At 70.1% G+C, this 26304-nt stretch carries 25 protein-coding genes and 1 tRNA gene; 12 read left to right on the top strand and 14 right to left on the bottom strand.

The genetic code is table 11. The features are described from left to right. Window positions 1-102: 102 nt before the first annotated feature. The 3 genes from AB0F17_RS61455 to AB0F17_RS61445 are packed head-to-tail and all read right to left on the bottom strand — an operon-like array spanning window position 103 to window position 1542. Complete coding sequence (locus tag AB0F17_RS61455) at window positions 103-483, bottom strand: hypothetical protein (protein WP_214642887.1); 381 nt, start codon at window positions 481-483, stop codon at window positions 103-105. After that, window positions 480-842 carry a hypothetical protein gene (locus tag AB0F17_RS61450; protein WP_358045252.1) on the bottom strand — a complete coding sequence of 121 codons (363 nt, stop codon included), beginning with the start codon at window positions 840-842 and terminating at the stop codon, window positions 480-482. Before AB0F17_RS61450 ends, AB0F17_RS61455 begins: the two co-directional genes overlap by 4 nt. A gap of 10 nt (window positions 843-852) precedes the next feature. Continuing rightward, a complete protein-coding gene (locus tag AB0F17_RS61445; protein ID WP_214642889.1) occupies window positions 853-1542 on the bottom strand; it encodes a TetR/AcrR family transcriptional regulator C-terminal domain-containing protein in 690 nt (229 codons plus the stop codon). Window positions 1543-1596: 54 nt separating this feature from the next. On the opposite strand from AB0F17_RS61445, the gene AB0F17_RS61440 reads away from it, so the two are divergent. Continuing rightward, entirely contained in the window at window positions 1597-2952 is a 1356-nt protein-coding gene (locus AB0F17_RS61440; RefSeq protein WP_358045249.1) for a DHA2 family efflux MFS transporter permease subunit, read from the top strand. Next, window positions 2922-3416 (top strand): DUF523 domain-containing protein, encoded by a 495-nt coding sequence (locus tag AB0F17_RS61435; RefSeq protein WP_358045246.1) that lies wholly within the window; start codon window positions 2922-2924, stop codon window positions 3414-3416. The genes AB0F17_RS61440 and AB0F17_RS61435 overlap by 31 nt, the downstream gene beginning before the upstream one ends. Here AB0F17_RS61435 and AB0F17_RS61430 read toward each other — a convergent pair. Both AB0F17_RS61430 and AB0F17_RS61425 read right to left on the bottom strand, forming a co-directional pair. Further along, window positions 3392-3772, bottom strand: a complete 381-nt coding sequence (locus AB0F17_RS61430) for a hypothetical protein (RefSeq protein WP_358045243.1) — start codon at window positions 3770-3772, stop codon at window positions 3392-3394. The genes AB0F17_RS61435 and AB0F17_RS61430 overlap by 25 nt on opposite strands. A gap of 81 nt (window positions 3773-3853) precedes the next feature. After that, complete coding sequence (locus AB0F17_RS61425; protein WP_358045240.1) at window positions 3854-4342, bottom strand: hypothetical protein; 489 nt, start codon at window positions 4340-4342, stop codon at window positions 3854-3856. A gap of 71 nt (window positions 4343-4413) precedes the next feature. On the opposite strand from AB0F17_RS61425, the gene AB0F17_RS61420 reads away from it, so the two are divergent. From AB0F17_RS61420 to AB0F17_RS61405, 4 genes are all read left to right on the top strand, one after another. Then, window positions 4414-5091 (top strand): response regulator transcription factor, encoded by a 678-nt coding sequence (locus AB0F17_RS61420; RefSeq protein WP_358045238.1) that lies wholly within the window; start codon window positions 4414-4416, stop codon window positions 5089-5091. Next, on the top strand, window positions 5088-6389 hold the full coding sequence (locus tag AB0F17_RS61415) for a HAMP domain-containing sensor histidine kinase (protein ID WP_358045235.1): 1302 nt from the start codon (window positions 5088-5090) through the stop codon (window positions 6387-6389). Before AB0F17_RS61420 ends, AB0F17_RS61415 begins: the two co-directional genes overlap by 4 nt. Window positions 6390-6430: 41 nt before the next feature. Next, window positions 6431-7450, top strand: coding sequence for a lytic polysaccharide monooxygenase (locus AB0F17_RS61410; RefSeq protein WP_358045232.1), 1020 nt, complete (start codon window positions 6431-6433; stop codon window positions 7448-7450). Window positions 7451-7629: 179 nt separating this feature from the next. Next, the gene (locus AB0F17_RS61405) at window positions 7630-9132 is read left to right on the top strand and encodes a M28 family metallopeptidase (protein WP_358045229.1); all 1503 of its coding nucleotides are present in this window, start codon (window positions 7630-7632) and stop codon (window positions 9130-9132) included. A gap of 45 nt (window positions 9133-9177) precedes the next feature. On the opposite strand, the gene AB0F17_RS61400 is transcribed toward AB0F17_RS61405, so the two are convergent. Continuing rightward, on the bottom strand, window positions 9178-9840 hold the full coding sequence (locus AB0F17_RS61400; protein WP_358045226.1) for a TetR/AcrR family transcriptional regulator C-terminal domain-containing protein: 663 nt from the start codon (window positions 9838-9840) through the stop codon (window positions 9178-9180). 70 nt (window positions 9841-9910) lie between these two features. Here AB0F17_RS61400 and AB0F17_RS61395 point away from each other — a divergent pair, with 70 nt between their 5' ends. From AB0F17_RS61395 to AB0F17_RS61375, 5 genes are all read left to right on the top strand, one after another. Next, window positions 9911-10642, top strand: a complete 732-nt coding sequence (locus AB0F17_RS61395) for a DUF998 domain-containing protein (protein WP_358045224.1) — start codon at window positions 9911-9913, stop codon at window positions 10640-10642. Window positions 10643-10751: 109 nt separating this feature from the next. Then, a complete protein-coding gene (locus AB0F17_RS61390; protein ID WP_358045221.1) occupies window positions 10752-11531 on the top strand; it encodes a hypothetical protein in 780 nt (259 codons plus the stop codon). Between the two features lie 187 nt (window positions 11532-11718). Beyond that, the gene (gene nhaA, locus AB0F17_RS61385; protein WP_358045218.1) at window positions 11719-13515 is read left to right on the top strand and encodes a Na+/H+ antiporter NhaA; all 1797 of its coding nucleotides are present in this window, start codon (window positions 11719-11721) and stop codon (window positions 13513-13515) included. A gap of 64 nt (window positions 13516-13579) precedes the next feature. Further along, entirely contained in the window at window positions 13580-14071 is a 492-nt protein-coding gene (locus tag AB0F17_RS61380; protein WP_358045215.1) for a hypothetical protein, read from the top strand. A 2-nt stretch (window positions 14072-14073) separates the two neighbouring features. Further along, a complete protein-coding gene (locus AB0F17_RS61375; RefSeq protein ID WP_358045213.1) occupies window positions 14074-14847 on the top strand; it encodes a hypothetical protein in 774 nt (257 codons plus the stop codon). On the opposite strand, the gene AB0F17_RS61370 is transcribed toward AB0F17_RS61375, so the two are convergent. Then, window positions 14834-15286: a hypothetical protein gene (locus AB0F17_RS61370; RefSeq protein WP_358045210.1), complete on the bottom strand. Its 453-nt coding sequence runs from the start codon at window positions 15284-15286 to the stop codon at window positions 14834-14836. The genes AB0F17_RS61375 and AB0F17_RS61370 overlap by 14 nt on opposite strands. A 45-nt stretch (window positions 15287-15331) precedes the next feature. Between AB0F17_RS61370 and AB0F17_RS61365 the strand changes: the two genes are divergently transcribed. Beyond that, window positions 15332-16303 (top strand): YafY family protein, encoded by a 972-nt coding sequence (locus AB0F17_RS61365; RefSeq protein WP_358045207.1) that lies wholly within the window; start codon window positions 15332-15334, stop codon window positions 16301-16303. A 54-nt stretch (window positions 16304-16357) separates the two neighbouring features. Here AB0F17_RS61365 and AB0F17_RS61360 read toward each other — a convergent pair whose 3' ends face one another. The 7 genes from AB0F17_RS61360 to rsfS form a co-directional block, all read right to left on the bottom strand. Then, a complete protein-coding gene (locus AB0F17_RS61360) occupies window positions 16358-17293 on the bottom strand; it encodes a GNAT family N-acetyltransferase (RefSeq protein ID WP_358045204.1) in 936 nt (311 codons plus the stop codon). A gap of 136 nt (window positions 17294-17429) precedes the next feature. Continuing rightward, window positions 17430-20252 carry a beta-galactosidase gene (locus AB0F17_RS61355; protein ID WP_358045201.1) on the bottom strand — a complete coding sequence of 941 codons (2823 nt, stop codon included), beginning with the start codon at window positions 20250-20252 and terminating at the stop codon, window positions 17430-17432. 71 nt (window positions 20253-20323) lie between these two features. After that, a complete protein-coding gene (locus AB0F17_RS61350) occupies window positions 20324-22996 on the bottom strand; it encodes a DUF4082 domain-containing protein (protein WP_358045198.1) in 2673 nt (890 codons plus the stop codon). Window positions 22997-23959: 963 nt separating this feature from the next. Continuing rightward, a tRNA-Ala gene (locus tag AB0F17_RS61345) sits at window positions 23960-24032 on the bottom strand. Between the two features lie 65 nt (window positions 24033-24097). Next, a complete protein-coding gene (locus tag AB0F17_RS61340) occupies window positions 24098-25081 on the bottom strand; it encodes a TetR/AcrR family transcriptional regulator C-terminal domain-containing protein (RefSeq protein ID WP_358045196.1) in 984 nt (327 codons plus the stop codon). Window positions 25082-25258: 177 nt separating this feature from the next. Then, the gene (locus tag AB0F17_RS61335; protein WP_358045193.1) at window positions 25259-25882 is read right to left on the bottom strand and encodes a histidine phosphatase family protein; all 624 of its coding nucleotides are present in this window, start codon (window positions 25880-25882) and stop codon (window positions 25259-25261) included. Next, a complete protein-coding gene (rsfS, locus tag AB0F17_RS61330) occupies window positions 25879-26274 on the bottom strand; it encodes a ribosome silencing factor (protein ID WP_358045190.1) in 396 nt (131 codons plus the stop codon). Before rsfS ends, AB0F17_RS61335 begins: the two co-directional genes overlap by 4 nt. Window positions 26275-26304 lie beyond the last annotated feature (30 nt).

Here is a 26304-nt window from a genome sequence, read left to right as displayed (position 1 = left end):
CTCGGGGAGGCTTGTCATCAGACCGTCACAGGACGGGCGGCGTACCCTGCGGCGGCTCATTGCGCGGGGGCGGCGGTGGCCCCCGCCCAGACCCGTGGTCGGTTAACGCCTGCGCAACAGCCAGTAGAGGCCGACGAACGGCAGGACCAGCGGGATGAACAGGTAACCCTTCCCGTAGACCGACCAGACCGTCGCCTCGGGAAAGGCGGCCGGATCGAGGACGCTGGCCGTGCCGATGAGCAGCACGCCCGCCAGCTCGACCCCCAGCGCCGCCAGCGCGAGGGTGCGCGCCCCACGGATCAGCGCGACGGTGAGCAGGATGTAGACCAGCGCGGCGAACGCCGACAGCGTGTAGGCCAGCGGCGCCTCCCCGAACCGGGTGACGATCTGCACCGTGGCCCGCGAGCCCGCGGCGAGCGCGAAGAGCCCGTAGACGGCGACGAGCGCCCGCCCTGGCCCGCTGCCGAGGGACGGCGCGGTCACGGGAGGCCCTGCCAGATCTGCAGCAACCGGCCCGTCATCACCGCGATCGCGAACCCGGCCACGACCAGGATCGCCGGCCCCCACCGGCTCCGCTCGGCCAGCGCGAGGAAGACACCCGCGGGCGGGATGACCGCCTGGCCGCCGAGGTAGCCGTAGAGGGTGGCCTTCGCGGCCGGACCCTGACCGCCGACGACCGCGGCGATCACGATGCCCGCCTGGACCAGCACCGCCACCTCCAGCACGGCGAACCCGATGAGCAGGACCATGCCCATGGGCCGGTTGCGGATCGCGGTGACCAGGCTCGCCAGGGCGAGCAGCAGCGAGCCGACGATCACGATCGTGGCGACGGTGGTGTTCATCGGGAAAAGGCTATCGCCCGGGTAGGTCGCCCTCGATTCCGTCCAGCAGCCAGTTGAGCCCCCGCTCGTAGGTGTCGTCGGCGCCCGCAACGCCGCCCTCGATCAGCGGCGCGAGCCGGGGGAACGCGCCGCTCGCGACCAGCTCCCGCATGTACGGCTCGGCGATGGCGGCCCGTTCGGCGTCGTTGACGCCCATCGTGCGGGGTGCGGCGCGCTCCAGCGACTCGCGGATGATGTAGCCCAGCGAGTAGTCGTCGACCGTGGCCAGGATCCGCCACTTGGTCAGCTGGTCCACCTCCAGCCCGTCGAGCGCGGCCAGCGACTGCTCGACATGGCGCAGGCCGTTCGGCCCGACCGAGACGCGCTGGGCGACCAGGTCGACCCGCCACGGATGCCGGCGTACGACCTCCCGCTCGCGCCGGGCGATGGTCAGGATCGCCGCGCGCCAGTCTTCCGGCAGCGGCTCGTCGACCAGCACCTCGGCGGCGACCTCGTCGGCCATCAGGTCGAGCAGGTCTTCCTTGCGCTCGATGTAGGAGTAGAGCGTCATCGCGCGGGCGCCCAGCTCGGTGGCCACCCGCCGGATGGAGACCGCCCCCAGCCCTTCGGCGTCGGCGATCGCGATCGCGGCGGCCACGATCGCCTCCCGGGTCAGCGCGGGACGTCGCTGCGGCGCGGGCCGCGACCAGACGGAACTCACGGGCTCAGTCTAAGCGAGCCGATACACCGTACGAATTGTGTTACGTTGTACGGCATGCGATACAGCGTACGAGATCCTCTCAAGACGACCGGCCTGGTGGTCCTGCTGGGTGTGATCATGACGATCCTCGACACGACGATCATGAACGTGGCGGTCAACGCCCTGGCCCGCGACTTCCACACGACGCTGTCCACCATGCAGTGGGTGATCACCGGCTACCTGCTGGCCCTGTCCATGTCGATTCCGGTCACCGGCTGGGCGGTCGGCCGGTTCGGGACGAAGGCGGTCTGGCTGACCTCGCTGGTGCTGTTCGCCGGCGGCTCCGCCCTGAGCGCCGCGGCCTGGTCGGTGGGCGCCCTGATCGCCTTCCGCGCGGTGCAGGGGCTGGGCGGCGGCCTGCTCATGCCGGTCGGCCAGGCGATGATCGCCCAGGCCGCGGGCCAGGACCGGATGGGCCGGGGAATGGCCATGGTCTCGGTGCCCGCGATGCTGGCCCCGGTGCTCGGGCCCCTGCTCGGCGGCGTGATCGTGGAGAACCTCGACTGGCGCTGGCTGTTCCTGGTGAACCTGCCCGTCTGCGTCATCGCCCTGCTCGCCGCGATCAAGCTGCTGCCCGGCGGGCGGCCGAGCGGTGGCGGCCGCCTGGACGTGCTCGGTCTGGCGCTGCTCTCCCCCGGCCTGGCCGCGCTGGTCTTCGGCCTGTCGGAGGTGGGCAACGGCGCCTCGCTCGCCCATCCGGCGCTGTGGGGCGGGCTCGCGCTGGTGGCGGTGTTCGCGGTGCGGGCGGTGCGGACTCCGGGCGGACTGCTCGACCTGCGGCTGTTCAGGGACCGCACGTTCGCGGCCGCGGTGGCCGCGCTGATCTGCTACTCGGCCGCGCTGTTCGGCGTGACCGTGCTCGTCCCGCTCTACAGCCAGCTCGCCCAGGGCGGCGACGCGCTCGACGCGGGGCTGCTGCTGGCGCCGATGGGTGCCGGCGCCGCCCTGACCATGCCGATCGCCGGCAAGCTCACCGACCGGAGCGGGCCGCGCGGGGTCGGGGCGGCGGGTGTGGTGCTGGCGACGCTCGGCGTGCTGGGGTTCGTGCTGTTCGGCGGGCTCGTGCCGATGTTCGTGCTGGGTCTCGGGCACGGGCTGGTCGCGCCGTCCGTGGCGGCCGCCGCGTTCAAGACGGTCGAGCGGGCCGCCATGCCGGCCGCCTCGACGCTGAGCAACATCTCGGTACGGCTGGCGTCGTCGTTCGGCGTGGCGCTGCTGGCCGTACTGCTGCAGGTCTTCACCAGAGCGGGCGTCGCGGAGCCGTTCACCTACGCGTTCGGCTGCGCGATCGCGCTGGCCGCCGTCTCGCTGGTGCCGATCGCGCTCATAGGATCGGCAGTATGGAAAGAGTCCTCGTCAGCGCCTGCCTGATGGGCCGGCGGGTGCGCTATGACGGCGGCGCCAAGACCAGCGCCGACGTGCTGCTCGCCGCCTGGCGCGAGGAGGGCCGCCTGGTGCCGTTCTGCCCCGAGGTGGAGGGCGGGCTGCCGGTCCCCCGCCCGGCCGCCGAGATCGAGGGCGGGGTGAGCGGCGCGGCCGTGCTGTCGGGGGCGGCCCGCGTGCTCACCGCCGACGGGTCCGACGTCACGGCCGAGTTCCTGTCCGGCGCGCAGTCGGCACTCGCCGTCGCCCGGTCCTTCGGCGTACGGCTGGCGGTGCTGAAAGAGGGCAGCCCCTCGTGCGGCGCGCTGACCATCTATGACGGCACGTTCCAGGGCCGCCGCACACCCGGCCAGGGCGTCACCACGGCGCTGCTGGAGCTCAGCGGGATCCGCGTCTTCACCGAGGACCACATCGCCGAGGCCGACGCCTACCTGCGCAGCCTCGACGTGTAGAGCGCGCCGGCCAGGCCCGCGATGAGCAGCGTCGCCATCGTGCGGTGATACCAGGTGTTCAGCGTGGTCGTCTCGGCCGCGCCGAACGCCAGCGCGAGTACCCCCATCAGCACCCCGGCCAGCGCCCCCGCGTGCGTGTAGATCAGCCCGTCCCACGCCCACGGCCGGCCGGTCAGCGCGCCGCGGGCGCCGATGAGCAGGACCGCGCCGCAGAGCGTCTCCACTATCGCCGCCGGTACGATCACGGGCTCGTGCAGCGGGCCGAGCGTGAGCCCGGTGTGCAGCAGCGCCGCGTAGAAGAAGATCAGCGCATAGGCCACCGAGAGGGCTCCCAGCGCTTTCCGCAGTGCGTCCATGCCCTTACGCTGGCACCTCGCGCGGTGATCGGAATCGGCCCCAAGTCGATGGCTCGGCTACGCCGTCCGCAGTAGTGGGCATCAGTACTCCCAGGTGTCGGTGCGCTGCTCGCCGCTGATGCACCACACGCCCGAGCCGTGCTCGCCCTTGACCAGGTCCACCCTGATCCAGCCGGTGTTCCTGGCGACCTTGGCGGTGTAGCCGCCCCTGGGCGTGGCCGACACCAGGCGGCAGCCCTCAGGGCCCAGCGTGAACGCCACCTCCCCACCCTTCACCGACACCACTCGCAGGTTCTTCGGGGCCGTCGTGGGTGCGAGCGTCGGCGTCTTCCGCACCGCGGGCTTGGTGCGGGTGGGCGTGGCCGTGCGGGTGAGGGTGGCCTTGGGCGCGGGCTTGGGAGTGGGTTTTGGGGCGAGCGTGGGCTTTGGGGTGGGCGTGGGCGTTTTGCTGGGAGTACGGTCGCCGTCCGAGACCGCCTGCGCCACGAACGGCTCAACTTGGACATCGTCCACGAACTCGGTACGCAAGACGCCGCGCACCCCGAACCACGACACTGAGATCGCGATCACAGTGGCTCCACACCAGATCACGACGTATCTAAAGGCGCGACGCATGAACGAATTATGTATGGGTGGGGTGAATGGCGACGGTTCTTGTAGTTGAAGATGATGAATTCGTCCGATCGGCGATCATCCGCGAGCTGGCCGGACGGCAGCACGCGGTGCGCAGCGCGGGCTGCGCCCTGGACGCGCTGCGGGAGATCTCGCAGCACCCGCCGGACGCCGTCATCCTCGACCTCGGCCTGCCCGACCTCGACGGCTCGGAGGCGCTGAAGATGGTGCGCGGCATCTCCGACGTACCGGTCATCGTGGCCACGGCCCGCGACGACGAGACCGAGATCGTCCGGCTGCTGGAGGCGGGCGCCGACGACTACCTGGTCAAGCCGTTCTCCGGTGGGCTTCTGAGTGCTCGGCTGGACGCCGTGCTGCGGCGGGCGAGGTCCGCGCCGCCGCCGCAGGTGCTGCGTGTGGGCGGGCTGGTCGTCGACGCCAACCGGCGGGCGGCGGCGCTGGACGGCGGGCCGCTCACGCTGACCAGGCGCGAGTTCGACCTGCTCGCCTACCTCGCCACCCGGGCCGACCGGGTCGTCACCCGTAAGGAGCTGCTGACCGAGGTCTGGCACCAGGCGTACGGGGACGACCAGACCATCGACGTGCACCTGTCGTGGTTGCGCCGCAAGCTCGGCGAAAGCGCCTCGAAACCCCGCTATCTGCATACCGTCCGAGGTGTCGGCGTCATGCTGTCCGCACCCCGATGAGGCGGGCCCTGGCCGTGCTGATGGTCGCCGTCACCTCGATGGTGGCGCTGGCCTTCCTGGTGCCGCTCGCCCTGATCGTCAAGGAGACCGCGCGGAGCAGGGCGGTGGCCGGCGCGGAACGCCAAGCGTCGGCGCTGGTCCCCGTACTGGCCCTGACGACCAGGACGGAGGACCTCGCCCACGCGATGGCCCGCACCGACGCGGGCCGGCGCGACCTGCTCGCCATCCACGTCAAGGGCGGCCCGACCGCGGGCACGTCCCGCGCCCCGGCCGCCGACGTGGCGCGGGCGGCGGCGCAGACCAGGGCCGGCACCGTCGAACTGCCGGCGGGCCAGGTGCTGCTCCGGCCGGTCGCGCTGGACGGTGACCGGGGCGCGGTGATCGAGGTGTTCGTGCCGGCCGACGACCTGAACCGGGGGGTCGGCACATCCTGGGCGGTGCTGACCGGCGTGGCCGTGGTGCTCGTGCTCGGCTCGGTGCTGGTCGGCGACCGGCTGGGCGCCCGCGTGGTCCGCTCGGCCCGCCGGCTCGGCTCGGCGGCCACCGCGCTGGGCGCGGGCGACCTGAGGGAGCGCATCCATCCCGAGGGACCGCCGGAGCTGGTCGCGGCTGCCACGGCGTTCAACGCCATGGCCAACCAGGTCACGCACCTGCTCGCCGCCGAGCGCGAGCTGGCCGCGGACCTGTCCCACCGGTTGCGTACGCCGCTCACCGCGCTCCGGCTCAGCCTCGACCAGCTCGGCACGCAGGCCGAGCCGAGCAGGCAGGCGCTGGCCCGGCTGGAGGGCGAGGTGGACACGATCATCTCCGCGGCCAGGCGGCCGTCGCGCACCGACCGGGCCTGCGACGCGGCCGAGGTGCTGCGTGACCGGCTGACGTTCTGGTCGGCGCTGGCGGAGGACCAGCAGCGGCCGTGGCAGCTCATCGGCGCGACGCTGCCGGTACGGGTGCCGGTGCCCGCGGCCGAACTGACGGCGACGGTGGACGCGCTGCTCGGCAACGTGTTCCGGCACACGGCCGAGGGCACCGCGTTCAGCGTGTCCCTGCATGAGGGCAAGGACACGGTCGGCATCCTGATCTCCGACGCCGGTCCCGGCATCGCCGATCCGGCCGCGGCGCTGGAGCGGGGCACCAGCGGCGCGGGCTCGACCGGGCTCGGCCTGGACATCGCCCGCCGGCTGGCGGAGTCGTCCGGCGGGTCGCTCCGGCTGGACCGCTCGTCGCTGGGCGGGGCCCAGGTGCAGGTCTGGATCCGCCGTACTGAAAAGCCGCCTAAGCCAACCTTAAGAGCGGTTTAAAGAGCATTTTTCACCCTTTTCCATGCTTCAACGTGATCTACATGCAGATCAACCGCAAGGCCATCGCCGCCGCCGCTCTGACCGCGCCCACGCTGTTCGTCCTGACCGTCGCGCCCGGAGCCGCCGGCGCCCACGGCACCATGAACAACCCGCCCAGCCGGACCATGGTCTGCTTCAGCGAGAACCCGGAGAGCCCCAAGTCCGCCGCCTGCAAGAAGGCCGTGGAACTCGGCGGCACCCAGCCGCTCTACGACTGGAACGAGGTCAACCTGGCGAACGCCGCCGGCAGGCACCGCGAGATCATCCCGGACGGCAAACTGTGCAGCGCGGGCCGCGACAAGTACCGCGGCTTCGATCAGGCACGCGCCGACTGGCCCGCCACCGGCATGTCGAGCGGCGCCGCGTTCACCTTCCGCTACCGGGCCACCGCTCCGCACAAGGGCTCCTTCGACCTGTACGTCACCAAGGACGGCTACGACCCCTCGAAGCCGCTCAAGTGGTCGGACCTGGAGTCGAAGCCGTTCCTCACCCAGCGGGACCCCGCGCTGACGGACGGCGCCTACACCCTCCAGGGCAAGCTCCCCGCCAAGCAGGGCCGCCACCTGATCTACGCCATCTGGCAGCGCAGCGACAGCCCCGAGGCGTTCTACTCCTGCTCGGACGTGACCTTCGGCGGCGGCACAACACCCCCGGCCACAACACTCCCGACTGCCGCGCCCACGACCAAGCCGACCACCACCACGACGCCCACGACCGCCCCGACCGGCGCTCCTCCGGCGCAGCAGCCCGGCGGCATCGCCCTGTCCGCGATCAACGCGGGCGCCGGAGTCAGCCCCGCCTCGGTCAGGGTGGGCCGGCAGGTGACGGTCACGGCGGTGTGCGGCGAGTCCACGGTCCGCGGCGTGGCCTCCAACGCGCTCAGCCCGCGCAGAGCGGTCGCCCCGGTGTCCACCGTCGCCTGGACGCCGTCGTTCAAGGCCGTCCGAGCAGGCACGTACTCGGTGGTCGTCTACTGCCAGAACGGCGGCCAGGCCCGCGCCGTCCTCACCGTACGGGCCTGAGGCCACTCGGGCTGACTGACCGTGGCTGGACAGTTGTGACAAATGGGTCTTCTCAGGATGAGGTCCGCTGGTTACGTTCAGGCAGCGCGGCTGTTACGGGGCTGTCCGCGCCTGCCCAACGTCCCAGACCGGGATCTACCGAGCGGTCTCCCCTCTGTCCACCCCCACGGAGGCACCCGATGAAGCTCCTCGCAGCATTAGGCGCTCTCGCACTGGCCGTACCACTGGCACTCAGCGCGCCCGCGTCAACGGCCGTCGCGGCCGCCCCGCCGAACATCTCCCTCACCAACGTCAAGGCCCACCTGGCGCAGTTGCAGACGATCGCCACCAACAACGGCGGCACCCGCGCGCACGGCCGGCCCGGCTACCTGGCCTCGGCCAACTACGTCAAGGGCCAGCTCGACGCCGCCGGGTACACCACGACGCTGCAACCCTTCACCTACAACGGCGCCACCGGCTACAACGTGATCGCCGACTGGCAGGGCGGCGACCCCAACGACATCCTCATGACCGGCGCCCACCTCGACAGCGTCACCGCCGGCCCCGGCATCAACGACAACGGCTCGGGCTCGGCGTCGATCCTGGAGACCGCACTGGAGGTCTCGCGCCAGGCGCTTCAGCCCACGAAGCACCTGCGCTTCGCCTGGTGGGGCGCCGAGGAGCTGGGCCTGCGCGGCTCACAGTTCTACGTGAACAACCTGGCCGCCACCGAACGCGCCAAGATCAAGGCGTACCTGAACTTCGACATGGTCGGCTCCCCCAACCCCGGCTACTTCCTCTACGACGGCGACAACTCCGACGGCGTCGGCTCCGGGCCGGGCCCGGCCGGGTCGGCGGAGCTGGAGCAGACCCTGGCGGCGTACTTCTCCTCCATCGGCGTCCCGACCCGCGGCACCGACTTCGACGGCCGCTCCGACTACGGCCCGTTCATCGCCGTCGGCATCGCGGCGGGCGGCACGTTCACGGGCGCGGAGGGGATCAAGTCGAGCGCGCAGGCGCAGCTCTGGGGCGGTACGTCAGGCCAGGCGTTCGACGTCTGCTACCACCGTTCCTGCGACACGAGCGCCAACATCAACGACACCGCGCTCGACCGCAACGCCGACGCCATCGCGTACTCCGTCTGGACGATCGCCACCGCCGTACCGCCCGCGACCGTCTGGTCGGACACGTTCGAGACCGCCACCGGCTGGACCACCAACGCCGGCGGCACCGACACCGCGACCACCGGCCAGTGGGAGCGCGGCGACCCGGAGGCGACGACGTCCAGCGGCACCAAGCAGCTCGGCACCACGGTGAGCGGCACGAACGACCTGGTCACCGGCAGGCTGGCCGGGTCCAGCGCGGGCGCGAACGACCTGGACGGCGGCACCACCTCGATCCAGTCGCCGCCGATCACGCTGCCGTCCAGCGGGACGCTCAGGCTGTCGCTGTCGTGGTATCTCGCGCACGGCAGCAACGCCTCCACCGCCGACTTCTTCCGCGTCAAGGTGGTGGGGAGCACTACCAGCACGGTGTTCCAGCAGTTGGGGGCCGCGAGTAATCGTGACGGAGCCTGGAGTACGGCCAGTGCCGACGTCTCCGCCTTCGCCGGGCAGAGCGTCCGCGTCCTGATCGAGGCCGCCGACGCGTCAGGGGCGAGCCTGGTCGAGGCGGGCGTGGACGACGTCAAGATCACCCGGTAATGACCCAATGAGCCCGGGCCGCGCGGGGCCCGGGCTCATTGCCGTTCACTGCCTTCCGGAGGTGTGGAGGGCCGCGGCCGTGCCGTCGATGAGTGCGCGCAGGCCGTGTTCGAAGGCTTCCTCCCCGAGGGGGTTGCCGCCCTCCAGCAGGGCCGCGATCAGCGGGGCCGACATGCCGCCGTCGAGCTGACCGGTCAGGGCGGCGAGCAGGTCCTCCGGCGGAGCCGACGGCTCCCGGCGCTCGCCCTGCACCTGGAGGACGAAGCCGTTGACGTAGTGGGCGACGCTGGTGATCGTCCGCAGCGCCAGCGCCGGAGTGAATCCGCGGCCCACCATGGCGGCCAACTCCTGGTCGAACATCCGGACCGTCGCCGGGCTGAGCTGAGCCGCGGTGCAGACGATCCGGGCGCCGTCGCGGTGGGCGAGCAGCGAGTCGCGGTAGGCGCGGGCGCGGCGGCCGAGCCACTCCTGCCAGGACTCGCCGTCGCGGGGCGGACCCATCCCGGCGCCCAGGATGATCGCGTCGGCCATCCCGTCGAGTAGCTGCTGTTTGGTGCGGATATGCCAGTAGAGCGCCGGCGACTGTACGCCGAGCTCGGCGGCGAGACGGCGCACCGTCAGCCCTTCCAGCCCGACCTCGTCGAGCAGTCGCAGCGCCGTCTCGATCATCGTCTCGCGGCTCAACCGGGGCCGCTTGTCACTGTCCATCAATTGACACCTTAGCAGCGCTAAGTCATCCTTAGCATTGCTAAATTGGTCGCGTGAGAAAGGGAGGGCCATGCCATCGACCAGGGGTTTGCTGGCGTGCGGCGCCGTAGCCGGGCCGCTGTTCATCCTTGTGGTCCTGGTCCAGGACTACACCCGAGCGGGCTTCGACCCCCGCCGGCACCCGCTCAGCATGCTGGGGCTGGGGGATCTGGGATGGATCCAGATCGCCAACTTCACGATCACCGGGCTGTTGTTCATCGCCGCCGCCGTGGGCCTGTGGCGGTCGCTGCGCCCCGGTCCCGGCGGGACCTGGGGACCGATCCTGATCGGCGCCTACGGGATCGGGCTGGTCATCGCCGGGATCTTCGTGACCGAACCCGCGTGGGGCTACCCGCCCGGCGCGCCCGCCGACCCGCCCCACGTTTTCGGCCTGAGCTCCGTTCTGCACAACGTCGGGGCCATCGTGGTGTTCGGCTCGCTGACCGCCGCCTGCTTCGTCTTCACCCGCCGCTTCGCCGCGTACGGAGATCGTCGGTGGGCGTTCGCCTGCGCGGCCACCGGCGTGGCGCTCCCCGCGCTGCTGGTGGGCGGGACGCTGGCGAGCGACGGCCCCGCGGACTCGGGACCGGTGAGCCTGAGCCTGCGCGCCGCCGCGCTTCTGGGCTGGGGCTGGACCTCGCTGATCGCGGCCCGAGTACGAGCCTCGGATGCGGCAGGCGTCCGGTTTACTCCCGTTTTAGATCGACAGGGATTGAATCGGAACAACTCAGCTGGAGGACATAGTGACGCCAACGAGTTCTGACCAACCAAACGAGGAACTTTCGATCAGACCGGACGAGCCACGCAGGCGCGTCCCACGATCGCTGATCGTCACCGCGACCATCGCGCTGGCGGCGACGGGAGGGATCGGAGTGTCCGCGGCGGCGGCGTCGGGAGCGGCGACGACACCGGCGGAGTCGCCCACTCCCACGGCGACGGTCAGCGAGACCCCCACCGAGACACCCACGGAGACACCGACCGAGACGCCGTCATCCACCGCGCCCGCATTACCGCCGATCAACCCTTGGGGCTTCGTCGGCGCGATGCACGGCGAGTTCGCGGTGGCGACCGACGACGGCTGCGGCGTCATCACGCTGCTCGCCCAGACCGGGCAGGCGACCGCGGTCGCTGAGGACTCGATCACCGTGAAGAGCCAGGACGGCTTCGAGAAGGTGTACGCGATCGGCGAGTCCACTCGGACGATCGCGGGACGCCGCGGCACCAGCGCGATCAAGGAAGGCGACTGGGTATCGGTGACCGCCACAACCACCGCTGCCACCGAAACCCCCACCCCCACCCCAACCGAAACCCCCACCGAAACCGCCACCTCTACCCCAACCGAAACCGCCACCCCCACCCCCACCGTCACTGAAACCCTCACCCCCACCATCACGCCCACCGTCGGCAGCGGCGAGACGACGGCCACGGCCGCTTACGTCTTCGATCTGTCGCGGCCCACCAAGGTCTCCTGGCGCAACCGCGACTGGTGGCCGCCGAAGCAGTGGTTGACAGGCCAGCCGAAGTGGCGAACCCCGGCCGTCTGCCCCACCCCCACGGAGACCGTGACCCCGACCGAGACACCAACGGACACCCCGACCCCCGACCCGACATCATCGGTCTCGGAAACCCCCACCCCCACCCCGAATTCATGAGCATCCGGTAGCGGCGCGATCCCGTCCCGAGCAGCCCCTCTCCGGAACCGCTCGAACCAACGGCTCGCCGCTCCACCGCCTGAAGCGCGGTGGAGCGGCGGAGGCAGGGGCCATCAGCGGTCCCGTTTGTACCGGTAGCGAGCCAAGTCGGCCATGGAGCCTATGATCAGGCTTCGGGGGTCAGACCATGTTGCGGGCGTTCTTCAAGACCGAGACGGGCAGCACCAGCGTGCTGCTGGGGGCGACCCTGCTGGCCCTGCTGTGGGCCAACTCGCCCTGGGGCGACACCTACGAATCCTTCTGGCACACCACCATGGGCCTGTCGTTCGGCAGCGCCGCGTTCGACCTCGACCTGCGCCACTGGGTCAACGACGGCCTCATGACCGTCTTCTTCTTCGTCATCGGCCTGGAGATCTCGTACGAGGCCCGGCTCGGGCAGTTGCGGGACCGGCGGCTGATCGGGGTGCCGGCCGTGGCGGCGCTGGGCGGGATGATGGTGCCCGCCGGTGTCTACCTGGCCCTGAACGCGGGTGGGCCCGGAGCCGGTGGGTGGGGAGTGCCGATCGCCACCGACACCGCGTTCGTGCTGGGCATGCTCGCCATCGTGGGGGCGCGCTGCCCGGAGCCGTTGCGGGTGTTCCTGCTGACGCTGGCGATCGTCGACGACGTGCTGGCGATCATCATCATCGCGATCTTCTATACCGAGAGCCTGGACGTCGTCGCGCTGGTGGTCGCGGCGGCGCTGCTGGCGGCGATCATGACGTTGCGGTGGCTGAAGATCTGGCGGCCGCCCGCGTACATCGTGCTCGGGTTCGCGCTGTGGGTGGCCACGCTGGAGAGCGGCGTGCATCCGACGCTGATCGGCATCGCGCTGGGCATCCTGGTGTTCGTCTACGCGCCCAGCGACCACAAGTTGTTGCGCGCCGATGAGGCCGTGCACGAGTTCACCAGCGACCCGAGCGCGGCGGCGGCCAGGGAGGCGACGCGCACGCTGCGGCGGGCCGTGTCCGTGAACGAGCGGCTGCAACTCCTGCTCCACCCGTGGAGCAGCTACGTGATCGTGCCGGTGTTCGCGCTGGCCAACGCGGGGGTCCGGTTCGACAGTGAAGCGCTGCGCACGGCCGTGACGTCGCCCATCACGCTCGGGGTGGTAGCCGGGCTGCTGCTGGGGAAGTTCGTCGGCATCTCGCTGGGCACCTGGCTGCCGCTGAAGTTCGGCTGGGGGATCCTGCCCGGGAACCTCGTGTGGGGGCAGTTGCTGGGCGGGGCGGCGGTGTCGGGCATCGGGTTCACGGTGGCGCTGTTCATCGTGGACCTGGCCTTCGACGACCCGGCGGTGCAGAGCCAGGCGAAGATCGGCATCCTGGCCGGATCGCTGCTGGCGGCGCTGCTGGGCGGGGCGATCTTCCGGATGGCCTGGGACCGGGGCGGGGTGTGCGCGCCGCCCGACGCGGAGCCCGAGGAGGAGCTGCCCGTACTGCTGGCCGAGCCCGTGGGACCGGACGACCACGTACGGGGACCGGCGGACGCGCCGGTGACCATCGTGGAGTACGGCGACTTCGAATGTCCCTACTGCGGACGTCTCCATCCGATCCTGGACGAGCTGCTGGAGAAGAACAGCGACGTGCGGCTGGTCTTCAGGCACTTCCCGCTCCGCACCATCCACCCTCGGGCGTATCCCGCCGCGCTGGTCGCCGAGGCCGCGGCGAGGGCGGGCCGGTTCTGGGAGATGCACGACACCCTCTACGACAACCAGCGCTTCCTGACCGACACCGACCTGGCCCGCTACGCCGACGAACTGGACGTCGAGCCGTGGTCCGACATACCCGGGCAGGCGGCTCCGATCACGCGGGACGAGGAGTCGGGCCGCGCGAGCGGCGTCCGAGGAACGCCCACCCTGTTCCTGAACGGCGTCCGCTACCAAGGCGACATGGACCTCCGCTCGATCACCAAGGCAGTGGAAAGCGCGCGCCAATCCACGTAACGTCGCGTCTCGAACATATTGCGCGGAGCCGAAGACGTGCGTGACAGAGCGGAAAGACGGGAACATGACATTCTCGAACGTGCCGTACGTCATCCTCGCGCTGGGGATGATCGCCCTGCTGCTCGTGGGCGTCGTGCTGATGACCAAGGCGAAGGCGGAGCACGGCCGGGCGGCCACCTTGGGGATGGCCGGCTGCATCGTGCTCCTGCTCGGCGAGGTCTACGACATCGTGCGCATCTTCACGCTGGAGAGCGTGATCGAGGCGGTCGGCGTGAGTAACATCACCGCGGTGTATCTCGTGACAGCCCTGATCGGCATGCTCTTCACCGCCGTCGGGGTGGGGCTGCTGATCTGGGCCGTGATCGCCCGCCGCACCCCGGCGCAACAGCCACAGGCACCGAACTGGCAGCAGCCCCAGCAGCAGTACGGCCGGCAGCAGCCGCAACCCCAGGCACCGCCCGAGTGGCAGCCGCAGTCCCCGCCTCAGCCGTCCCCGTCCCCGCAGCCGGGCTGGCAGGACCCTGAGCGGCCCGGCTGGCAGAATCCGCAGGGCTGATCATGACTCCTGAGCAGCCGGACCCACCCGGCCCCGACCCCAACCGGACCATCAGACATCGCTGGCCACAACCCGGGCCACCACCCCAGGAACCCGGCCACGACCCCGGCCAGTCCCCCTACACCCAGCACCTGCCGTACACGCCCGACATGCTCCCCGACGTCCCCCAGTACGAGGCCAAGCCGCCGAGGTCGAGCTGGTGGTGGGTGATCGTGGTCGGCGGGATCGCGATCCTGGTGGCCGCGGTGGCCGTGGCGGCCCTCCTGTGGAGCAGGAGCACCGCCAAGCCACCCGCCAAGCCGGGCTCGCAAGCGCCCGCGCGGGTCACCGACACCAAGGCCCAGGTCTCCTACCTGATCCCGGCAGGCTGGAAGAAGGCCGACCGGCCGTCGTACACCTCGGGCATCTCGGCGGGCGGCGCGGTCGTGGTCGCCTTCCCGCAGCAGCAGGGCGGCATCGGCGGCGCCGCCACCTCCGAGCAGTTGCAGGCCAGGGCCGACGACGTGGCGCTGGACACGGCCCGGCGGCTCCTGCCCGACGTGGGCGGCCGGGACGGGCTGCGTACCCGGGCGCTGGAGGTCGGCGGCCGGCCGGCGGCCACGGCGTCGTTCCGGGTGGTGTTCAAGAGCGCCACCAAGGATCCGGCCTATGTCCGCATCGTGGCGGTGCACACCGGTGACGGCGGCCTCTCGTACGTGTACGGCAGTACGGTGCCCGACGGCGAGGCCGCCCGCCGAGCCCTCGACGACGTCCTGGACAGCGTCACGCCCGCGTGAAGTCCATGGTCCAGTTCGTCTCCCAGGTCTGCTCGCCGTCCGCCGAGAAGGCCTGCTCCCACCGGCACGCGTCCGGGCCGAGCACGGTCCAGATGAACCGGCAGCGTACCGACGTGCCGTCGTGCTGCTCTTCGCCGTAGAACTCGCCCCGGTCACCGTCGAAGCGGCCGACCATGGGCGTCGGGTCGAGCACTCCCCTTGAGGTGCTCGCCCAATAGATGGACCACTGCTCCGTCGCGGGGTTGAAGATCCGGATGGTCAGCCCGGTGAAGCCCCTGCTCGGGCACTTCATCTCGTCGAAGCTCGCCGCGCCGTCGAAGTGGCGGCTGCCCACGCTGGTGCCGGGGAACTCGTCCCACTCGTCGCTGCCCGTCAGCGGCTTGACGAGCCTGCGGTTGATGACGTTCCAGGAGCCGGACAAGAAGTCGAAGTCGTTCATGTGGACGAACGTAGACCGGGGTCACTGACAGGTAGTGTCAGTGAAATGCGCGCTTCCCGGCTGGTCTCGCTCCTCCTGCTGCTGCAGACGCGGGGGCGCATGACGGCCCAGGAGCTGGCCGACCGGCTCGAGGTCTCGGTGCGGACGATCTACCGCGACGTCGAGTCGCTGCACACCGCGGGCATCCCGCTGTACGGCGACGCCGGGCCGAAGGGCGGCTACCAGCTCCTCGACGGCTACCGCACCAGGCTCACCGGGCTGACCACGGACGAGGCCGAGTCGCTGTTCCTCGCCGGGCTGCCGGGTCCCGCGGCCGAGCTGGGGCTGGGCGCGGTGGTGACGGCCACGCAGCTCAAGCTGATGGCCGCGCTGCCGGTCGAGCTGCGCGACCGGGCCGGGCGGATCCAGGAGCGCTTCCACCTCGACGCCCCGACCTGGTACCGCGACCCGCAGCCGGTGACGCACCTGTCCGCCGTGGCCGACGCCGTGTGGAACGAGCGTGTCCTGGAGGTCAGATACCGCCGCTGGAAGACGCCCCAGGAGGTCGAGCGGCGGCTGGAGCCGTACGGGCTGGTGATCAAGGCCGGGCTCTGGTACCTGGTGGCGCGATCCGGTGACCAGGTGCGCACCTACCGGGTGTCGCAGATCCTCAGCCTGCACCCGCTGCCCGAACGCTTCACCCGGCCCGGCGGCTTCGACCTGGCCGCCTACTGGCAGGCGTATCTGGCCGAGTTCGAGGCCCGGCTGCGGTGGGGCGAGGCGGTGGTCCGGCTGTCGCCGCAGGGGATGCGGCTGCTGGCCAACCTGATGACACCCGGTGTGGTCGCGGCGGCGAAGGAGACCGCGCAGCCGCCCGACGGCGAGGGCTGGACTCGGGTGACGGTCCCGATCGAGTCGATCGAGCACGCGACGGGCGAGTTCCTCCGGCTCGGCACGGACATCGAAGTCCTCGCCCCCACCGAGCTCCGCGAGCGCATCGCCACCACGGCCGCGGAACTCACCCGCCGCTACCACTGAGCGCGCCACGACGACACAGCCTGCCCGCGTGGGCGCCGATGGCGAGCACGTGGGTCACGCCGACCGCCTCATCACGTGGAAACGCCTGGTGACCTGGTAGCCGGCCCTGGTGTAGAGGTGGCCGGCCGGGCTGGCCTCGCCGGTCCACAGGAACCAGGAGCTGTGCAGGGCTTCGGCCCGCATCATGGTCATGGTCAGATGGAGCAGGATCTTGCCGAGCCCGGTGCCCCGCTCCTCCGGATCAACCCCGAACGGCCCGAACCGCTCAGGAATCCCCCGGTAGGCCCCGTATACCGCGAACCCAGCTATCCCCTTATTTTTCGCGATAATCATGCGTTTGGTGTCGCGGTGCTGCCGGATCGCCTCGCCCCAGTCCGGGTTGAAGACGTCGGCCGCGAAACGGATGAGCTCCGGCAATTCCCCGTCGTACGGGCTGCGGAACTCGTACCCCTCGCTCTCACGCTCGGCCCGCAGCGCGCGCACCTCGTCCGGCGTCGCGTAACCGACCAGGGTGCGGTCCATCGCGACCGGCGAGTAGAGCGTCTCGAACCCCAGCCCGCCCAGCAGCCGGAACCCGTCGGGGTAGAGCTCGGCGTCGGCTCCCGGCAGCACATAGTTGGGCGTGTAGGAGGAGAAGTCGATCCTGGTCCTGCCCTGGGCCTCGAGGAAGGCGATCGCCTCGCCGAGCAACCACCGCCCGAGCCCGGTCCTCCGATGCTCGGGCGCGACGAAGAAGAACGGGATCCAGCCCGTCTCCAGCTCCAGGCCGGTGCCCGGGGCGAGCGGGGTGAGCCTGCGCACGGCGTACGCGCAGCCGGCCACCCGCCCGTCGATCACGGCGACCCGCAGTCCCTCGGGATCGAAGTTCGGGTCGAGCAGTACGCAGTCGCGGAACCATCCGGAGGTCGTCGGATCGCCTGGCATGCTGCGGTTCCAGGTGTCGATCAGGGAGGTCTCATCCCCCGAGGCGAACGCGCGGACAGTGACCATCGGGGGTCCTTTCACCCTGGGCTCTCCCGTACCAGAGTTGCCAGTGCTCACGGACCAGGTCAATATGTGCCAGGAAGAAATCTTTCCTGACACCATCCTCCTAGAAACTTTCTTTCGCTTGCGGTAAATACGAGCGTCAGCGGACGTTGCCCGCCGTGACCAGGCTCACCGGGCCCAGGGCGGTGCCGGTGGCCGTCGTGACCGCGAGCGCGAGCGTGTTGCCGCCCTGGTGATCCAGTACGCCCTCGGGAAGGGAGAAGTCCCGCTGCGGGCCGAGATCGCCGGAGTACTGGCCGAGGTTCCAGCCGTTCAGGAACACCAGCACCCGGGCGCCGACCGGAAGCTCGCCACCGAACCGCAGGGCGATGGGCGTGTCCTGGTCGCCGGGCAGGTCCAGCCCGAACGTGGTCCGATACCACCGCACACCCGGAGTCCGGGCCGACGGCGTGGACGTCTCCTGCCACGAGCCGTCCCGGTATCCGGGCAGGTGCCAGCCGGCCCGCTCGCCGTACAGGCCGCCGGTATTGAGCGGACCGCGTACGGGATCGACCAGTTCACGGCCGCCCCGGGCGCCTTGGATCTTCCAGGAGATCGCCGCCGAAGACCCGCTGATGGCCGCGCCGAACAGGCCGCGTGGCTGCTTGAACCGGTTGTCGTCGGCGGTCCAGTCGTCGTTGTGGCCCATGTTCTGCACGAGGACCGCCAGGACGGCCTGCTCGCCCGGTTTGAGGAGCCCGGCGGAAATGGCGAAGTTCCCGGGGCCCGGATCGGGGTTGCGGGTGTCGGAGTCCGCCTGGGTGCCGCCGGCGGCCGAGCCCAGGTAGCGGCCGTTCAGCCAGGCCAGGTACGTCCCGCGCCGGCCGGTGATCGCGTTGAGCGCCACCTGGCTCTCCGTGCCGGTGGCGGTGAACCTGCCCCGGTACCAGACGTTCCCGTAGTCGAACCCGTACTCCTCGGCGAACAGGACGGGCTGGGTCTTCGGCGCGTACGGGATCGCGGTGGTGGTGTGGTCGGCCACGGTCCAGGTGGAGTCGTCGAAGCCGGGCCGCACCTCGGGCGCCTCCGCCGTGGTCCGCCAGCGGGTCAGAGCGGGCAGCCGAACCGGCCGGGGGCCGGGCAGGGACCCCAGCAGGGAACCACTGGGCGTGCCGGTGGTCGCCACCTTCTCCCCGTTGACGACGAGGTCACGAGCGGCGCCGAACACCTCGACGTCACCGGCCCGCGCGCTGTCGGCCCGCAGGCTGACGGTGTCCCCACGCACATCAGCCGACCGCAGCAACGAGGTGCCGCGCACGAGGACCGAGCCGGCCTGCCAGAACGTCGCCGCCTGCGCCTCGGTGCCGAGCAGGAGCAGCAGCGGACGCCGGCCACCACCGGTGATCAGTACCCGGGCCAGACCGGTGTGCGTGTAGTCCAGGGTGAGATCACCCGAGGCGTAGGCCGAGGTGACCGCGCCGTCGAGGACCTTGACCACGGGCGCCGAGGAGTAACGCAGCACGGTCCGGCCCGCGGACCCGTCGCTCCCGTACAGCACGGCGAGGTCCCGGCCGCCCGTGGCCAGGTGGGTCATGATCTCGGAGGTGGAGTAGACGAGCCGCTGCCCGCCGAGGTCGTACCCGGCGACCAGGACCTTCGCCTCGCGGCCGCGCACCTGGACGGGCACGGAATAGCCGCCGTCGGGCGTGGTCCAGGCGAGCGTGGCCGAGTCCGTGGAGCCGGCGGCCCGGTCGGCGTGCCGGACGAGCACGAACTGGGTGCCGGTCCCGGGATTGGCGCGGGCCACCGTGGTCACCGCCGGGTTGCCGGAGACAGGGGCGGTGACGGGGTCGGTCTCGGCGATCGGGGTGACGGCCCGCAGGAAGTAGCCCTGCCGCTTGAACTCGTCGTACTTGTCCGTCAACTGCCGGGTCTCGGTGATCGCCGCGCCGTAGTCGTAGGAGGTGTAGGCGTCGTTGGGCTGGGCGAGCCAGCCCCAGTTGGTGCCGCCATAGCCCATGTAGTAACTGAACATGGTCGCGCCGCTGGTGATCAGGTTGTTCTTGTGGAAGAACCGCATGTAGGCGGGCCCGGTCAGCTCCCTGCATTCCTCATACCCGGCGTTGAGCGTGTCGATGGCGCCGGCCTGGTACTCGGCGGCGAACACCGGGCTCCCCTGACTCGCCCGCTCGGTGACGCCCTCACCCCACGGACCCCAGGTGGTGGCCGGGTTGGCGCAGTCGAAGGACTGCGGGTAGTCGTCCACGCCGGGAAGCTGGACGGCCCCCAGGCCCGTGGACCAGTCGGTGGTCCAGGACGCGTTGTCACAGCACTGGTTGTGGCTGATCGGCACGTCGATCCCGTCCGCGCGGGCCTTCGACTGGATGTCCGCCATGTACTGCCGGTCGGTGTTGACGGCGTACTCGTTCTCCGCCTGGTAGACGATCACCGAGCCGCCGCGGGTGATCTGGTGCCGGGCGATGATCGGGTCGATGTGGCCGAGCCAGTCCTGGTACGCGGCGGTGTAGCCGGGATCGCTGGACCGGCCCCGGCCCTCGACCGTCTTCAGCCAGGCGGGGAAGCCACCGCCCGTGGTCTCGGCGTTGATGTACGGTCCTGGGCGCGCGATGACGTACAGACCGGCCCGTTCGGCCTCCCGAAGCAGCCGGTCGACGTCGCGTACGCCGGTGAAGTCGTACACGCCCGGCTCGGGCGAGTGGTAGGCCCAGTCGAAGTAGAGCGAGATCGCGTTGAACCCGCCCGCCTTGAACTTCTCCAGCACGTCCCGCCACAGACCCGGGCTCGGCAGCCGGAAGTAGTGGAACTCCGCCGCTTGGACCACGACCCGCCGCCCGTCGACCTTCAGCGAGTAGCGGTCGTAGGTGACCTCGTGCGACCGGCTCCGGGCGGCGCTCGCGGGCGGCCCGCCCACGGTGAGGACGGCCAGCAGGATCGCCAGGAACGCTGCGCTGAGACGACGCATTCGCACGACGATCCCCCTGCCATCGACGCTCTTTAGTTTGTTTTATCACTAAACCAACTGCCGTCAACCGCCTACCCAGCACCGGCGGCGAACACCACGTCCACCCAGTAGTTGCTGGCCTGGTAGCTCTTCGTGGGGAAGCCGTTCGCCGCGCCGTACCGGTACAGACCGTTGCCGCCGCTGCTCGCACTGTCCGGCGCGATGAGCGGGCCGTTGGTGTACTGCGTGGCGAAGTACTGCCGGTCCACCGAGTAGAACCCCGAGGTCGTGAAGTACGAGACCACATAGGTGGTGTTGGCGGTGATCGTGACCGGTGTGGCGAAGTCCGCCCGTTGCCAACCGCTCGCCGTCTCGTTGCTGAACGCCGCCGACGCCAGCAACTGACCACCGCTGGTCCACAAGTACCCGGTATGGCTCCCGGTGTTCTGCGCCCCCTTGAAGAACCGGACACCCAGGATCCGGCCGCTCGTCGTCGCCCTGAACTTCACGCCCACCGCGATGGCCGACGGATCGTCCGCCGACTGAACCGTCGGAATCGTCGTGTCATCCCACAGGCTGTTCGTCTGCGGCGGAGCGGATGTCGTGTAGACGACATCCACCCAGTAGTTGCTCGCCGAGAACGTCTTGTTGGGGAAGATACTGCTCCCCCCGTACCTGTACACGCCGTTGCCGCCGCTGCTCGCACTGTCCGGAGCCGTGAGCGGACCGTTCACGAACGGGCTCGTGAAGTACGAGAGGTTCCGCGCGTATCCACCGTTGGGCGCGAAGTACGAGGCCACGTAGGTGGTGTTGGCGCTCACGTCGACCGGGGTGGAGAAGTTCACCTGCTGCCAGCCGCTCGCCGTCTCACCGGTGAACGTGGCTCTCGCCAGCAACTGGCCGCTGCTGTCCCACAGACTCCCGACGTGCGTGCCGGTGTTGCCCCCCCCCTTGTAGAACCTGATCCCCGCGATGGCTCCCGCGGACGAGGCCCGGAACTTCACCCCGACCTCGACCGAGCTCAGGTCGTCGGTCGAGGTCACGGCGGGCACGGTGGACGGCGTCCAGATGCTGCACGGGCAGCCCGTGGTGACGGTGATGGTCCTCGAGGTAGGAGGCGCCTGAAGGTTGCCGCTGTCGTCGACCGCCCTGACCATGATGGTCTTGGAGCCGCCGGTCTGGAAGGACGCTCCGTACTGCCAGTTGGCGCGGCCCGTCGCCTGACGCCACTGGGTACCGCCGTCGATCGACACCTCCACGGCGGCCACCACTCCTCCCCCGGTGTCGGCCGCCGTTCCCTGGATCAGGATGTTTCCGGACGGCACGGACGCCCCGGCGGCCGGACTGGTGATCACCGTGGTGGGGGGAATGGTGTCGGTCGACGCGGTCGCCGCGACGAGACCCGGCTGGAGGCTGACCGGCTGGGCTCTCATGTCGGCCAGGAGATTGACCGTCGCCTGCTGCATCCTGACGTCTGTGGGGGTGCCCGCCCGGTCATGGACGGCGTCCAGGCCCCACGCCCACTGGATCGTGCCGGCGCCGAAGACGAGCGCGCCGCTGGAGACCTTGTAGAGCGTCAGATTGTGCGTCGCGGTCCCGGCGCCGTAGGTGCTCCCGTAGTCGAGCAGGTATTTGGTGGACGTGGTCAGCGTCGTCCGGGAGAGCCGCACCAGCCCCGGCGGCGAGAAGTCATCGTCGGGAGCCTGATCCCATTCGAACCCGAGCGTTCCCGCAGGGAACGTCGCGGTCTGCCCGGGCTGCAGGCTGGCCACGGAGGTGTTGCGCCAGAGCCGCATCGGGCCGTACTCCGCCGGAACGGTCATCGCGTCGTTGACGGTGCCGTTGATGACGAAGGAGGTCCCGCTCACGCGGTTCTCCGGCCTGCCCCCGTCCGACGGCGGCGAGAATCGCGGGTCGCGCCACGTCCCGGTCCATAGGGGGCTGGGGTCGATCTTGGCGTTGGCGTGCGTCTCCTTGTAGCAGACGAGCGTCCGGAACGGCGTGGCCGTGCCGTCGATGCTCGGCTCCCACCTGGTCTTCCAGAAGATCTCGTTACCGGAGAAGAACGCCACGCTCACGCCACCGGCGCGGGCGCTCTCGACGGCGTTGCGCTGCTCGTTCGACCAGTACTCGTCATGCCCGACGGAGAGGAACGCCCGATGCTCCAGCAGTTCCGCACCGTGCGCGGCGGTTTCCACCTCGCTGGAATAGCTCACGTCGTAGCCGTTGGCCTCAAGCCAGCGAATCATGGGGTATTCGGCGTTGAAGAAGAAACCCTCGGGCGCGTCCATGCTGCTGGTGCCGCGCGTGATGAACGGACGGTTGTAACTGACCTTGAAGGCGCGGCCCGCCGGGCTGCCGAAGTACAGGCTGTTCCCGCCGTACCTGTTGTACGCCTGCCAGGTGGTGTCCGAGGTCTGCACCAGGATCTCCGCGCCCCTGGTGTCATCCCGGATCACAAAAATGATGTGGCTGGCACCGGTCCCGTCCTCCCGCACCAGCTTGGCGATGTAGACACCGGAGACGACGTCGTTGGGCACCAGCCAGGAGGCCGACACCGCCCAGTTCCCGCAGTCGATGAGCCCGGTCGCCGAATCGCTCAAGCAATTGGGCTGCTGCTGGGGCAGGGAGACGGACGGCTGGACCGTCGTGATGAACCGCGCCCCCATGCCGCCGTAATAACCGATGCGGTAGATGTCGAGGCGATAATCGGACGAGACGGTGTCGACCTTGAACCGTACGGTCTCCCCTTTGACGGCACTCATCTGCGTCGCATAGCCCCGGATGGTGCCGCTGCCCGCCCCCACGACGTCCCATTCGCTGGCAGGGTTACCGGGCTTGTTGTTCTCATTACAGATGACGGAGGTCGGCGGACAGACCGCTCTCCTGCCACCACCCGGCCTCCCCAAGCGAGCCGCACGCACCTGCCTGCGAACCCCTTCCGCGACCCGCGCGGCGAACCCCGACGCACTCCGCCCCGGCCCCTTGGCGACCGCGCCACCGACCGGGCCGGCGGGGGCCACGCGATCGACCGGGCCAGCAGGGGCAACGCCACCGGCCGGACCAGCGGGAGCCACGCCACCCACCGGATCGACCGCGACGACCGGTGACGGCGCTTGGGCACCTGAGCCGACCCCCGCACCTGGCCCGCACACAAAGCCGGCGGTCATGGCAAGACCCAGCCCGATCCTGGACAGCCGCCGCCCGAACCCAGCTCTCTTCTCATGCTCAGACACGTGCACCCCAGGTCAAGACGGCGAAATCCGCAGTGATCATCTACTCGTGACGCATGCTACGGGCCGAACCGGGGGCTCCTAATGCGAGCCCTAATATGACAGCAGCTCTTATGAAATGGGCGTGTCGTCACCGATAACGAGAAAAATCCCCAAAAAACCAAAGAGCCCGATTAACGATGCCCCGGACCTCCGGCGAATTCGAGGTCGCTCCAGTCAACATCGAAATGACGAGCAACCTTAAACCAGCCCAAATCGGCCAACAGGGAACACGCGGGCGAAGCCCGCACCCAAAAGAAAAACGCCCGAGCGAAGCGAGGCCCTACAGGGGGTCGGGCCATTGGCCCGACTGGCAAAAAACAGCCCTCGCGAAGCGAGGCCCATTGGCCCGACGCTGGGGGTTCGGGGGTTATCCCCCGATGTAAACAAACGAGTCGGCCCGGGGGAGCATGCCCCCGAAGGGGAACATGCGACCAAGAAAACCCCGCCGACTCGTGGAGCTATGGGGATTCGAACCCCAGACCCCCTCCATGCCATGGAGGTGCGCTACCAGCTGCGCTATAGCCCCTGGTCACCGCTACGAGTTCGCTCGTTGCGGCGCTCCGAGAGCATATAGCCATCCTTTGGATTCGCCTAATCGCGTCGTCCGTGCGCCACCCCGGCCACCAGAACGGCCAGCCCGTCCAGTTGGCGCCGCAGCCCGAACTCGAAGAGCGAGTCCAGGTCGAGGTCGAGTCCGGGCTGCACGATGACCCTGGCCATGGTCGGGAAGCCGCCGGAGGAGAGCACCTCGGCCAGTTGCCCCTCCCTGGCCCGCATCCACTCGTCGTCGGCCTCCGCCTGCGCCTGGACCTCGGCCTCCAGGCTCGCCGCGACCCCGCGTACGAACCCGGCCAGGGACACGCTGGCGTGCAGCATGGCGTTCGGGGTGAGGCCGAGGCCGTCGATGGCACGCAGGACCCATTCGGTGTGCGCCATCCCGTTACGCACGAACTCGGGCCTGGTGAGCGGGATGGCCTGGGACAGCCAGGGGTGGCGGCAGTAGAGGCGCCATTGCAGCCGCAGCGACACCTCCAGCTGGGCGCGCCAGCCGGACGGCGGCTGCGCGGGCAGCGGGACCTCGCCGTAGGCGGCGTCGGCCATCAGGTGGACGAGCTCGACCTTGTTCCGTACGTGCCGGTGAAGGGACATGGCCGAAGCGCCGAGTTCGATGGCGATGCGGCGCATGGTGACGGCGGCGAGCCCCTCGCTGTCAGCGATCTTGATGGCCGTGCGGAGGATGCGCTGCTTGCTCAGGTCCGGTACGGGCCGGCGGGCGAATTCCAGCGTCCCGCCGCGGCCGCCGTCGGCTAGACGGTCAATCCCGGTCAATCCATCCGGATCTGGCAAGCGGTCGGCCTGGTCGACCACGACGGTGCCGATCCCCGGCACCGGACGTACCAGCCCTTCGTCCCGGAGCGCTCCAATGACTTTGGTGGCCGTGGCCATAGCCACACCCCAGTCCCGCATGATCTGCCGCGTGGACGGGATCCGGTCCCCCGCTACCAGCTCCCCTGCGGCGATTCGCCGCCGCAGCTCGCGGACGATCCGGAGGTAGGGCACCTCACCTCGATCCACCGCGAAATCTCCTCATCGCTCTAGTGCACCGAACGACATAACACCACATCGTCTCCGTCGCCCGCACTAGAGCGATAATTCCTGGCATTCCACAAACCAAGGGCATGCGTACGCCGTACACACCACCGAACCAGCCCGGAACCCGCCGCACCACGTTCTACGCGCAGCGGGCAGAGGCTAGGCGTCAGGCCGGTCGTCGCTGTTGACGGGCTCAGGCAGGGTGCCCGCGTTGTGTTCGAGCAGCCGCCACCCCTTACGCCCCTCCTGCAACACCGACCAGGAACAGTTGCCGAGCCCGCCCAGCGCGGGCCAGAGCTCCTCGGGCAGCCCCAGCAGCTCGCAGATGCCCAGCCGCAGCGCCGCGCCGTGCGAGGCCACCACCAGCAGGCCGTCGTGGTCGAGCCGGTCCGCCCAGCGGCGCATGGCGACGGCCACCCGGCGGGCCACCTCGCCGACCGGCTCGCCGTCGGGCGCCTCCCAGGCCACGTACTCCTCCGGCCAGCGCGCGGCGATCTCGTCGCGGGTCAGGCCCTCCCACAGACCGCCGCCGCGCTCCCGGAAGTCCTTGTCGACGGACACCTCGAGGCCGACGATCCGGCCGAGCGCGAGCGCGGTGTCGTTGGCCCGCTGGAGGTCGGAGGAGACGATGGCCGTGGGCCGCAGCGACGCCAGCAGCGACGCGGCCCTGGCCGCCTGGGCGAAGCCGGTCTCGTCGAGCGGGATGTCGGAGTGGCCTTGAAAGCGGTGCTCGACGTTCCAGAGCGTTTGGCCGTGCCTGAGGCAGACGATCCTCTTGCTCAAGTGCGAGCCCGCTGGATGTTGGCGTGCGCCACGCTCTCCGGCAGGGGGATGGCCGGGCAGTCCTTCCAGAGGCGCTCGAGCGCGTAGAAGGTGCGGTCCTCCTCATGCTGCACGTGTACGACGATGTCGAGGTAGTCGAGGAGGATCCAGCGGCCCTCGCGCTCACCCTCACGGCGTACCGGCTTGGCGTCGGCCTCGATGCGCAGCCTGTCTTCGATCTCGTCGACGATGGCGCGGACCTGGCGATCATTCGTGGCGGAGCAGAGCAGGAACGCGTCGGTGATGACGAGCTGCTCGCTCACGTCGTAGGCGAGAATGTCATCGGCCAGCTTGTCGGCCGCGGCCTCGGCGGCGATCTGGACCAGCTGAACGGCTCTTTCGGATGCGGTCACGATGCGGGTCGGTCCTCCTGTGTCGGCAAC

Source organism: Nonomuraea sp. NPDC026600 (genome assembly GCF_040638335.1).
Lineage (GTDB): Bacteria > Actinomycetota > Actinomycetes > Streptosporangiales > Streptosporangiaceae > Nonomuraea.
The sequence above is the reverse complement of the archived record's forward strand: the minus strand, read 5'-3'. Positions and strand labels throughout refer to the sequence as shown.

Coding starts and splice junctions, on each gene's coding strand:
- AB0F17_RS61365 (WP_358045207.1), top strand. CDS start 15,332: ATGCGCGCTTCCCGGCTGGTCTCGCTCCTCCTGCTGCTGCAGACGCGG.
- AB0F17_RS61430 (WP_358045243.1), bottom strand. CDS start 3,772: ATGGACGCACTGCGGAAAGCGCTGGGAGCCCTCTCGGTGGCCTATGCG.
- AB0F17_RS61360 (WP_358045204.1), bottom strand. CDS start 17,293: ATGGTCACTGTCCGCGCGTTCGCCTCGGGGGATGAGACCTCCCTGATC.
- AB0F17_RS61380 (WP_358045215.1), top strand. CDS start 13,580: ATGACATTCTCGAACGTGCCGTACGTCATCCTCGCGCTGGGGATGATC.
- AB0F17_RS61355 (WP_358045201.1), bottom strand. CDS start 20,252: ATGCGTCGTCTCAGCGCAGCGTTCCTGGCGATCCTGCTGGCCGTCCTC.
- AB0F17_RS61405 (WP_358045229.1), top strand. CDS start 7,630: ATGAAGCTCCTCGCAGCATTAGGCGCTCTCGCACTGGCCGTACCACTG.
- AB0F17_RS61375 (WP_358045213.1), top strand. CDS start 14,074: ATGACTCCTGAGCAGCCGGACCCACCCGGCCCCGACCCCAACCGGACC.
- AB0F17_RS61410 (WP_358045232.1), top strand. CDS start 6,431: ATGCAGATCAACCGCAAGGCCATCGCCGCCGCCGCTCTGACCGCGCCC.
- AB0F17_RS61400 (WP_358045226.1), bottom strand. CDS start 9,840: ATGGACAGTGACAAGCGGCCCCGGTTGAGCCGCGAGACGATGATCGAG.
- AB0F17_RS61350 (WP_358045198.1), bottom strand. CDS start 22,996: ATGAGTGCCGTCAAAGGGGAGACCGTACGGTTCAAGGTCGACACCGTC.
- AB0F17_RS61435 (WP_358045246.1), top strand. CDS start 2,922: ATGGAAAGAGTCCTCGTCAGCGCCTGCCTGATGGGCCGGCGGGTGCGC.
- AB0F17_RS61415 (WP_358045235.1), top strand. CDS start 5,088: ATGAGGCGGGCCCTGGCCGTGCTGATGGTCGCCGTCACCTCGATGGTG.
- AB0F17_RS61440 (WP_358045249.1), top strand. CDS start 1,597: ATGCGATACAGCGTACGAGATCCTCTCAAGACGACCGGCCTGGTGGTC.
- AB0F17_RS61370 (WP_358045210.1), bottom strand. CDS start 15,286: ATGAACGACTTCGACTTCTTGTCCGGCTCCTGGAACGTCATCAACCGC.
- AB0F17_RS61395 (WP_358045224.1), top strand. CDS start 9,911: ATGCCATCGACCAGGGGTTTGCTGGCGTGCGGCGCCGTAGCCGGGCCG.
- AB0F17_RS61450 (WP_358045252.1), bottom strand. CDS start 842: ATGAACACCACCGTCGCCACGATCGTGATCGTCGGCTCGCTGCTGCTC.
- AB0F17_RS61420 (WP_358045238.1), top strand. CDS start 4,414: ATGGCGACGGTTCTTGTAGTTGAAGATGATGAATTCGTCCGATCGGCG.
- nhaA (WP_358045218.1), top strand. CDS start 11,719: ATGTTGCGGGCGTTCTTCAAGACCGAGACGGGCAGCACCAGCGTGCTG.